General features: G+C 73.9%; 3 protein-coding genes. All 3 read left to right on the top strand.

What is annotated here, in order from left to right; all coding sequences use genetic code 11:
* On the top strand, positions 1 to 755 hold a 755-nt coding region (locus AB0I76_RS25870), incomplete at its 5' end, for an ABC transporter permease (protein WP_357040511.1).
* A 43-nt stretch (positions 756 to 798) separates the two neighbouring features.
* Positions 799 to 2,358 (top strand): ABC transporter substrate-binding protein, encoded by a 1,560-nt coding sequence (locus tag AB0I76_RS25865; RefSeq protein ID WP_357040508.1) that lies wholly within the window; start codon positions 799 to 801, stop codon positions 2,356 to 2,358.
* 13 nt (positions 2,359 to 2,371) lie between these two features.
* The coding region (locus AB0I76_RS25860; RefSeq protein ID WP_357040505.1) for an ABC transporter ATP-binding protein at positions 2,372 to 3,251 on the top strand (880 nt) is incomplete at its 3' end.

Here is a 3,251-nt window from a genome sequence, read left to right as displayed (position 1 = left end):
CCAGCCCGCTGCTCGGTACGCGCAGCGCCGCCACCGACACCGACCGGCTGCTCGCCGGACCGAGCGCCCGTCACCTGCTCGGCACCGACGAGCTGGGCCGCGACGTCCTCGCCCGGATCGTCGACGGCGCCGCCGTGACCGTCGCGGTGGCCACCGTCGCGGTCGGCGTCGCACTCGTCCTCGGCACGGTGCTCGGGTTGATCGCCGGCTACCGGGGCGGCTGGGTGGACGCGGTGCTCATGCGCACCGTCGACGGCCTGCTCGCCTTCCCGCTGCTGGTGCTCGCGCTGACCGTGGTCGCCGCCCTCGGTCCCGGGCTGCGCAACGCGCTGATCGCCATCGCCCTCGTCGCCACCCCCCGCTTCGCCCGGGTCGTCCGGGGCGAGGTGCTCTCCCTGCGGACCCGTGAATGGGTCTCCGCCGCCCACATCGTCGGCGTCCCGACCGCGGCGCTGCTGCGCCGCCACCTGCTCCCGCACCTGGCCGGCACGCTCGGCGTCTTCGCCGCGCTCCAGGCCTCCACCGCGATCATCGCCGAGGCATCGCTCAGCTTCCTCGGCCTCGGGGTCCAGCCGCCGCAGCCCAGTTGGGGCGCGATGGTGGCGGCCGGCACCGACCACCTCGACGCCAGCTGGTCGCTGAGCGTCTTCCCCGGCCTCGCCATCCTGCTCACCATCGCGGCGTTCAACCTGCTCGCCGACGCCCTGCGCGACGCGCTGGATGCCCACCGACCCGACCTCACCCCGGGCCGGTAGCACCACCCCACCCCCCACCACACCCTCCCCGAAGGGAACCACCATGGACACACCCTCGGTGCACCCTGCCCTGCTCAGCCGGCGCGCGCTCCTCGGCGGCGCGGTCGCTCTCGGCGCGGTCGCCCTCGCCGGCTGCGGCACGGACGACGGCACCTCCGCCGGCACGGCGCGCGGTGGCATCCTCACCGTCGGTTTCGACAACGAACCCACCACCCTGGACCCGGCGCTGAGCAGCGCGATCTCCTCCGACCGCAACGTGCTCAACCTCTTCTACGACAGCTTGCTGCGGCAGGAGCGCGACGGCTCCTTCGGCCCGGCGCTGGCCGAGAAGTGGACCGTCGACGGGCTGACCGCCACGTTCACCCTGCGTACGGGCGTGACCTTCCACGACGGCACCGCGTTCGACGCCGAGGCGGCGGCGTTCAACCTGCGCCGGGTGCTCGACCCGGCCACGAAGTCCACCAAGACCGCCGCCCTGCGCAAGGTCGCCTCGGTCGACGTGGTCGACCCCCGGACGCTGCGGCTGACCCTCTCCGCGGCCGACCCGCTGCTGCTGGTGCAGCTCGCCCACGAGCCCGGCATGATGGCCTCGCCGACCGCCGTCAAGGCCGGTGACTACGGCCGCAAGCCGGTCGGGACCGGCCCGTTCGTCTTCGACGCGTGGCGCTCCAAGGTGCAGCTCACCGGCAAGCGCAACGCGACGTACTGGCGCAGGGCCGCCGACGGCTCCGCGCTGCCCCGCCTCGACCAGGTGGTGTTCCGGTTCGTCACCGACACCAAGGTGCTGCGCGCCGAACTCGCCACCGGCGGCGTGCAGCTCGTCCGTGCCCTCCCACCGGAGGAGTACGGCCAGCTCGCCGGCGACCGGCAGATCACCATGACCGACATCGGGGTGCGCCGCTCCTACTACGTCGCGTTGAACACCACCCGCGCGCCGTTCAACGACCCGAAGGTCCGCGAGGCGTTCGCCATGGCAATCGACCGCGACGGCGTGGGCAAGGCCGCCGCGGCCGGCCAGTACGACCTCGCCCCGTCCTTCGCGACCGCCAAGGACTGGTTCTACGACCCGTCGATCACCCCGCCGCCGCTGGACCCGGCGAAGGCGAAGGCGGCCCTCGGCGGGAAGGCCGTGCCGATCACCGTGCTGGCCCGCCGCCGCGCCCCCGACCCGACGATCGCCGAGCTGCTCCAGTCCCAGCTCACCGCCGCCGGCTTCGCGCCCAAGGTGGAGGTGCTGGAGAGCCAGACCCAGCTCGACCGGATGCGCAAGCAGGACTTCGACGCCACCCTCCTGGTCATCGACATCCCCCGGCTCGACCCGTCGCTCTCCTTCGACCCGTACTTCGCCAGCAAGGGGTCCAACAACTGGTCCGGTCTCGCCGACCCCACGCTGGACGAGCTGCTGGCCCGCGCGGCCGGCTCCGACGACCGCGCCGTGCGCAAGGCCGCGTACGTCGACGTGCAGAAGCGTGTCGTCGGCCAGAACTACTGGATCTTCCTGCACCAGCCGAAGTCGCCGCTGATCCACAGCGCGAAGCTCGACGGGGTGGTGCTCAACGTCGACGGCCAGTGGCGCCTCGACGAAGCCACCCTGAAGTCCTGAGCGGAGCACCCCGATGCCCCTGCTCGAGATCGACGGGCTGACCGTCACCTTCACGCCCCAGGCCCGGCCCGTGCACGCGGTCACCGGCGTCGACCTGCACGTCGACGCCGGGGAGACCCTCGCGGTGGTGGGGGAGTCCGGCTCCGGCAAGACCGTCACCGCACTCAGCGTCCTCGGTCTGACCCCCCGCGCGCCGGTCTGCCGCACCACCGGGTCGATCCGGCTCGGCGACGTGGACCTGACCGGGCTGGAGCCCCACCAGTGGCGGAAGGTACGCGGCCGGGAGGTGGCCATGGTCTTCCAGGACCCGACCGCCGCGCTCAACCCGCTGCTCACCCTGGGCACGCAGATCGCCGACGCGGTCCGCGCCCACGAGCCGGTTTCCCGGGCCACCGCGCGGGAGCGGGCCGTGGCCGCCCTGGAACTGGCCCGGTTGCCCGAGCCGCGGCGGCGGCTGGACCAGTACCCGCACCAGCTCTCCGGTGGCATGCGGCAGCGCGCCGCCATCGCGCTGGCGCTGGCCGCCGGGCCCAAGCTGCTCATCGCCGACGAGCCCACCACCGCGCTCGACGTCGCCGTGCAGGCCGAGATCCTCGACATGCTGGACAGCCTGCGCCGCGACCTCGGCATGGGACTGGTGCTCATCACGCACGACCTGGGCACGGTGGCCAGCCACGCCGACCGGGTCGCGGTGATGTACGCCGGCCGGGTGGTCGAGACCGGCCCGACCGCGCAGGTGCTCTCCGACCCCCGGATGCCGTACACCCGGGCCCTGCTGGCCGCCACGCCCCGGCTCGACGCCCCGGCCCGGCAACGCCTCGTCGCCATCGGCGGGCAGCCCCCGGACCTGGCCGTGCCCGCTCCCGGGTGCGCGTTCGCGCCCCGCTGCCCGG

This window comes from Micromonospora sp. NPDC049799, from assembly GCF_040656655.1.
Classification (GTDB): Bacteria; Actinomycetota; Actinomycetes; order Mycobacteriales; family Micromonosporaceae; genus Micromonospora.
Note: the sequence above shows the minus strand (reverse complement) of the source record. Positions and strands in the feature narration are given on the sequence as shown.

Bases quoted from the DNA above. Each gene is read 5' to 3' on its own strand.
- AB0I76_RS25865 (WP_357040508.1), top strand. From the start codon at position 799: ATGGACACACCCTCGGTGCACCCTGCCCTGCTCAGCCGGCGCGCGCTC.